Annotated in this window: 5 protein-coding genes; all 5 read left to right on the top strand. The window is 38.4% G+C overall.

All coding sequences use genetic code 11. From position 1 onward, the window contains the following. Positions 1-3: 3 nt before the first annotated feature. Positions 4-435: a hypothetical protein gene (locus C7N41_RS07450; RefSeq protein WP_105965057.1), complete on the top strand. Its 432-nt coding sequence runs from the start codon at positions 4-6 to the stop codon at positions 433-435. A gap of 62 nt (positions 436-497) precedes the next feature. Beyond that, positions 498-1,064: a hypothetical protein gene (locus C7N41_RS07455; protein WP_105965058.1), complete on the top strand. Its 567-nt coding sequence runs from the start codon at positions 498-500 to the stop codon at positions 1,062-1,064. Then, a complete protein-coding gene (locus C7N41_RS07745) occupies positions 1,045-1,266 on the top strand; it encodes a hypothetical protein (RefSeq protein ID WP_105965059.1) in 222 nt (73 codons plus the stop codon). Before C7N41_RS07455 ends, C7N41_RS07745 begins: the two co-directional genes overlap by 20 nt. Next, the gene (locus C7N41_RS07465; protein ID WP_105965060.1) at positions 1,250-6,337 is read left to right on the top strand and encodes a tape measure protein; all 5,088 of its coding nucleotides are present in this window, start codon (positions 1,250-1,252) and stop codon (positions 6,335-6,337) included. The genes C7N41_RS07745 and C7N41_RS07465 overlap by 17 nt, the downstream gene beginning before the upstream one ends. 14 nt (positions 6,338-6,351) lie before the next feature. Beyond that, positions 6,352-7,117 (top strand): phage baseplate protein (locus tag C7N41_RS07470; RefSeq protein WP_157944996.1); only part of this gene is annotated, 766 nt, incomplete at its 3' end.

The following is a 7,117-nucleotide window of genomic DNA, read 5'->3' on the forward strand; positions in this document are numbered from 1 at the left end:
CTTATGCCCGTACAAAATGCCAGAGATAGTAACAACTTATTTGATGAAACATTGTCTTCTGTAGTGATTGACGGAAAACAAGTGCTTCACTTTGCCCCAGGAGAAGAACCATGGACAGCAACACCACAAGGAGATATGAACAGTTCTAGTGCTGACTCCTTTGGTTCTGGTGTCGATATGGTAAAGAACAACCGGGCATGGCAATTCACATTGAACACAACTGCATTTGATGATGTTTATCAAGACTTGCTAAAGGATCCTGCAGCATATGGTAAAACACATCATACTATCGATGCAGTTAACCAACTTGAGTCATTCCATACCGATATTGGAATGTTACCTCGTCCTTCAACTGTTACATCAGGAAACACTAATGCCAACCGTGCAATGAGTTTTAACACTAATAATGGAACTTTGAAACCAGCTCCAAAATAAGTTCGTATTTCCAAAAAATAACAAATCAATCGATTAATTAATAAAATAAGGAGGCCATTAAAATGGCAGAAGAAAACAACAACGTATATGGCGTAAATAATGAAAACAAAGACAACAAAGGTGTAGTTAATGGAGTTAGCTCAGTAGCAAACAGCGGAGGCAACTCTGCTGCTGATGCTGCAAATTCTGGCGGTTCTTCCGCTAGTGATGTCACAGGAGACAAAGCTGATACACCAACTGGCGATAAAAACGCACAAATCCCTAATAAATCACAAGCATGGGATGGTAAAGCTACTGACGTTGACAAGCAACGTACCTTGGACATTACAGAAAGTGATGGCACTGCCATTAAATTAGTAATGCACTTTCCAGGTATTTTTGAAGCTGAAAATATCTTAGGTAAACAAGTAAGCAGCTTTACAAATGATGCAGGTGACACTGTTGAACAATCTACCATGGGTGATTTCCATAAAGCACTATTAAGATTATTTGGAACAGCAACTGTAAATGGTGCAGTTAAAAATCTTGATGAAGGATTTTTCTATGAACATGAAATTCAAACTTATAACTATGCTATGAGACAAGCTACATCCTTTCTTAGTAACCCTAATGGAGCATTTAAAGCCTAATCAAATAGCTAATTATTTAAATAGCGATCTGATTGATGGCGCTAAGTGGTCCACTTATATGATGGGATATCTTAGTTTGACACCTGAAGATGTAGAAAATATGTCAGTGCCAGAATTAGATATTCTAATGTATTGTAACCAAAAGCGTATCAAAATGGACTCAGATAAATTACAGATAATGGGAGGTGGAGCTTACGGTTAATATCATTCGTCACTCCACCATTGGTTTATCTGTTGCATCTAACATAACTCCTTTAGAGCATGCCAATAGTCTTTTAGATGCAATGCCTAGAAAGGCACATGAGGTTAGTAGTGCTTTAAGCGGTGTTAAATTTAATACGACTGCTACAACTAATGTTAATAAGTTCAGCAAAGCCTATGATCAATTAGAAAAACAAGCAATTAGTGCTTCTAAGAATATCGTTAGCAATCAGAATGACATGATTAAGTCATCCCAACATCTATCTGCTGAAACTGGTAAGTCTATTAATGGATTGCGTGATAATTTAAAAAATTTATCACATGAAAGCTTTACGATCCGACCTAAAGTGGATATGCCAGATGCTCAACTACACACATTGCATACTAAAGTGCAAGAAGCCGACCATAAAATGCCTAAGTTACATCTCTTTAGGGATGTAGCCGGTGGCACTATGGCTGGTAACTTGCTCTCCAATGCAGTAAGTGGTTTAACTGGCAAGCTAAAAGAAGGTGCAGCAGCTGGTTTTGAGTATGATAAATCGCAACAAAAGATGAATGCTACCTGGACTACTTTAACTGGTAATGCTGGAAAAGCTCAAGATATGGTTAACACCATCAATGATTTATCAGTTAAAACTGGGCAAGCTAATGACACAGTAGATGAACTGGAACAAGGCTTTTATCATTTGCATTCCAACAAAAAAGAAGCTGATGATTTAAGTAAGTCTATGTTGAACATGTCAGATGCTGTTGGTTTAAGTACTCCGAAAATTCAAGCCGTAACGCAAGATATGGTTAATGGACTATCTCGTGGGAAAGCTAATAACGGGATGCTTAATCAAATTTCTCAGTACTTCCCAATGTTTAGAGAACAGTTAGCCAAGTATGAATCTCAAGTTCATCATGGTAAGGAAGTCACAGTTGCTGATTTAAATGCCATGGCAAAGTCCGGACAAATATCATCCCAGGATATTGAGAATGTGTTTAATCAGCTAGGTTCGGGCAAGTATAACCAAGCTGCCGACAATATGTTGCAAACTATGTATGGTATGCAACGTACGATCCATGCTCGTGTGCCTGCTCTGATTGGTGAATTTGAAAACCCAATTATGACTGCTAAAAACCCATTTTATGGAGCAATCTCCAAGTGGGTGTCTGACAAGCATACTGAACATGAATTTAAACTCATGGGGCAAGCTACTACTAAAGGCATTGATACCATTACTGGTGCCTTTGGTAAGGCTTACCATGTTAAAAATGGGACCAAAGCATTAGACGATGCTACTACTCACATTACACATGGGATTGACTCACTAAGTAATGGCATTGCAAAAAACGCTCCACAAATTAAAGATTTCTTTAGTTCAACCAAAACTACTGGAGTTGAATCACTTAAACTCCTAGCTGGTGTAACTAAAGATGTATCAGCCGTGGCATTACCACTTCTACATTTTGCAGCTGATCATTCAAAACAAGTCGTGCCATTTATGGCAGGGCTTTTTATTACGAAAAAAGTTGTTGGGTTTGCCACTGCATTAACTCCTGTAATTGGGATGATGAAATGGATTAGAAGCCAATTTAAGAAACCTGTATCTAATAATATGGCTAACTCCATGATGTCCCAAGCAGGTAAAATGCAAGGTGCTGAAGAATTATCCGGTGGCACTTCTACTGGTGGCAGTGGCATAGGTACTATGTCACGCATGGAACGTAATGCATCCAAAGTAAGCAAGTTTGATAGATTTGCCAGTCGTTTTGGTGGAGTTGGCAGTACAGGATCACGCTTGGGCAAAGTAGGAGAAGCCTCAACACTTGCTAAAAACGCTGGTAGTCTTGGTAAATTCGGGAAGTTTGCTAAGTTTGGTGGTGCATCCCTAGCAGGAGTTAATGTTGCTACATCAGCTTTTGACCTAATAGGGATGAACAATAAGAATCGAGGAAGTAAAATTGGTTCTGCTACTGGTTCCTTAGGTGGTGCCGTCGTTGGTGGATTGCTTGGCTCTTTAGCTGGACCTGCAGGAACTGCTATCGGTTCAGGGATAGGTTCTGCTACTGGTGAATGGTTAGGAAAACATGCTGGTCATACTTTACAAACAGAAATGTCAAAGCAATCTCCTGATAGCACTAGTAATAATGCTAGACAAAGATACTTCGCAAAACCAACTGATGGTATGCAGGACAAACTGGGTCAAGCTAACGCTAACTTTGGTGTATATAAAGGTCTGAACAAAAGCAATAAAGACCAAAAAAATAGAATAATTAATGAAAATAAGCAATTATATGCCTCACTAAAAAAGCAAGTTGATGATTATTCAAATCATAATCAAAGTAAAGCTAAGCAGGATGCCAAAATATTGTCAAAATATAGTGGCATTAGCTATAAAAGTATTCTAAGCAAAGATAAAAGTTTCTATAAAGATAAAACCAAGAATGCTAACTCTGCTATACAATCACTAATCAAAGCTGAATCTAAAGGTGGAAAAGGCAGAGCAAGTGCATTGCAAAAAGCCAACAAAAACATTTCTAAGCTAATGGCAAAAGGCTCCAGTTCTCAAAAAATCATTTTAGGTAGACTTAGCATGTCAAGTAAGCGTATATCTGATAAGCAAGCATCTACAATGATTAAGCAATCTTACAGGGCTTTCAAGGGAACGTCTGGCTATGCTAACAAGATTTACCATTCATCTAAAACAGCTGCTAATAAGAAATACAAGGCAACTATGGATGCTGCTAATCGTGAATACTTTGTTACTGGTTCAATTAGTAAAAAACAATATAGGGCAATTACTAAAAAAGCACGAGACCAAAAGAATGACACCATTAGCAACGCTAGAAAACAGAGAGACAATTCTGTTGATGCAGCTCAGAAACAACATGATAAAGTTGTTAAACTTGCTAAAAAACAAACTAAGGATCACTTAGCTAGTGTTGATGATGAAACCGGTGGAATGCTTAATCAATGGCAACAAGCTGGAAAATCATTAGAAAGCACTTGGTCAGGTATTGCCAGTTGGTGGAGTAAGAATGTTGGTCAAAAATTCAAGTGGATTGGCGAAACAGCTGATAAGTTAACTGGTATGAATGAAAATAAGCTTAATCATTCAGGCCATGTAAACAAAAACACTGGCAAACGTGAAATGTCCGCTGCAGAATTCAGAAAAGCCGAAGGTAAAAGCCTTGGTGGTTATGCAAAAGGTACTACTGGTGCTTTAAAGCGTAGTCAAACTGCATTGGTTAATGAATTTGGGCAAGAATCAGCATGGAACCCAAGTAAAGGAACTTTCCGTTTCTTAGGTAATGGTCGTCCAATGCTTGCTAAGTTGCATGCTGGTGAACACATTTTTACTGCTAAACAGACTCGTGCCTTAACTCATGGAGGAATGCATGGGAACTTCAAAGCCTATGCTGGTGGTACTGGTGCTGGTAATGCAATTGATGCCAAAATCACTAACCCTAATGGTTTAACTAAGTTTAGTACCAAAGCCAAATCCGTATGGGATAATCTAAAAACTCATACTAAGTCAAGTACACAAAAGATTAGTGCCAATACACAAAGTGACTTCGATAATATGAAGAGCAAGACTCTAGACAAGTTAAGCTCAATGCATACTGGAGTCACTAAGAATGTAAAAAGCCTCGTGTCTGACTTCAACAACATCATAGGTAAGTTAACTGGTTATACAGATGATGCCATGAAAGGTGTTACTGGTAAATTAAACAAAGGATTTAATGGTATCAACTCATCTCTTGGCCAGTTTGGTGGTAATAAGTCCATTTTGAAGCCAATTCATTATGCTAATGGTTCAAACGGTGTGATTAACCGTAATCATCTAGCTATCTTAAATGATGCCATGACTGGTCCACGTCAAGAAGCGGTTGTTAGAAATAACAAATTACTTTATCCAAGTGGAAAAAATGCAATGGTTGCTTTAAGACAAGGTGACCAAGTTCTTAATGGTCATCAAACTAAGTTAATCCACCAAATGAGTAATTTAGCTCACTATGCTAAAGGCTCTGGAGTATCTGATGACAAACTAGAAAAGATTGCCAAAAGTAATTCAGACAATCCAAGTAAAGCCTGGACTCATGATTTTGCTAACCAGCTACACAATAGTAATGGTTCATCCCTGCAAAAAGGGATGACTAATAGTGATGCTGATGCCACTAAATCAGTTGGCTTGCCATGGTATAAGTCCATGTGGGGCTTTATTCAAGGCATCGCTGATGGAGACAAAGGTGGCAAAGGTAAACTAAGTGACCTTGTTAAGAAACAACTAGGCGGATCAGCTATTAAATGGTTGAATAAGCATCTAAGTAGTGGTGCTGGTAATCCAACTGGGACGAGTGTTCTACGCTGGAAACCAATCGTTACTAAAGTGTTAGGTCAACTAGGCTTATCCACTGCTGGTAGTATGGTTTCCAAAGTTCTACGCCAAATTCAAACTGAGTCTGGTGGTAATCCACACGCCATTGGTGGAACTGATGGTTTGAGTGATGGACGAGCAATGGGGCTTATGCAAGTTAAACCTGGTACCTTCTCCGCTTACTCCAAACCTGGACTAGGTAACTGGAGTAATGGGAATGCATCTATCTATGCTGGTTTAAATTACGCTCAACATCGTTATGGCAAAGACTTATCCTTCTTAGGACAAGGTCACGGATATGCTAACGGTGGCTGGAGTAATAAGCCTGCTGTCTTTGGTGAAGTTCAAGGTCAACCAGAAGTAGCAATCAATCCACAACGTAAGTCTGCTGATAATCTAATCATGAGTGCTATGCACGCTCGTGATAAATTTACCGGCGGTAGTTTTAGTAAGCGAATGGTTCGTATGCTAAAGTTTAAGAATGGTAAAAATGAACGTCATAATCTAATGCAAAAGGCATTATCTGCAATTAAGTCTGCACCCAATCATCAAGCTGCTCATTCCAATAAGGTTGAAGTCCATATTGGAAAAATAGTAGTTCAAGGTGGTAATGGAAACATTCCACAGAATATTGGGGCAGTGATTGCTCAAGAAGTGCAAAAAGCATTGGAGAATCAAAATAGAAAAACTATATCAGAAATGTATTAAGGAGGTAATGGAATGTGGCTATCAGAAAGTCCACCGGTGCCAAGGCACCGCAATATAAATTTTATGTAAGAAAGTATGAACAAGCGGTGAAAACTTATAACACCACTAGTAAACGTTATCGGGGAGTACACGCCAGATACTTAAAAAATAAAGATAGCAAAAAATTACAGGCATCTAATCGTGTGATGTATAAGCGTTTTAAGAATGCTAGAAATACATTGAACCGTTATAAACGCACAAGTGGTTATAAGAAATACCGCAATAAAAGAATTCATCATGGGATGTTCAACAATTTAAGAAAAGACAGGCGCCATCAATCAACAATTAATGGCGCTTTTATGTACATTGCAGCTAGTAATCCCGTTAGTGAATATGATTATGTTTATTTGAAATTAAACACCGAAGAACCCACTTATACTAATAATCTAGATACTTCATCGACACCTGAAAAAGGTAAATCCTTAACTGCCAGTTCGGAACGTGAATTGGTAAGTGTTTCCATAGCTGGAATTATTGGAGGTACTAAAGGTTATGATTTTAGAAAAGTGAAAGCAGATGAAGCTAGAATGGCTCGCTGGGCTAACAATAGTGAGAATTTGTATGTACGTGGACAATTAATTTATCCGGAAGTTGTGATCACATCTTTTACACCACAGCACACGACTAATGGCTCTGTAAATGCTATGAACGTAAGCATTACCGTTACTAATGCAAAATATGCTGAAAGTACAGTACAGGATAAACGAAAGCCAAAGAAAAAAGGTAAAAAGGGCAAATCTA

This window comes from Apilactobacillus micheneri, from assembly GCF_002993975.1.
Taxonomy (GTDB): Bacteria; Bacillota; Bacilli; order Lactobacillales; family Lactobacillaceae; genus Apilactobacillus; species Apilactobacillus micheneri.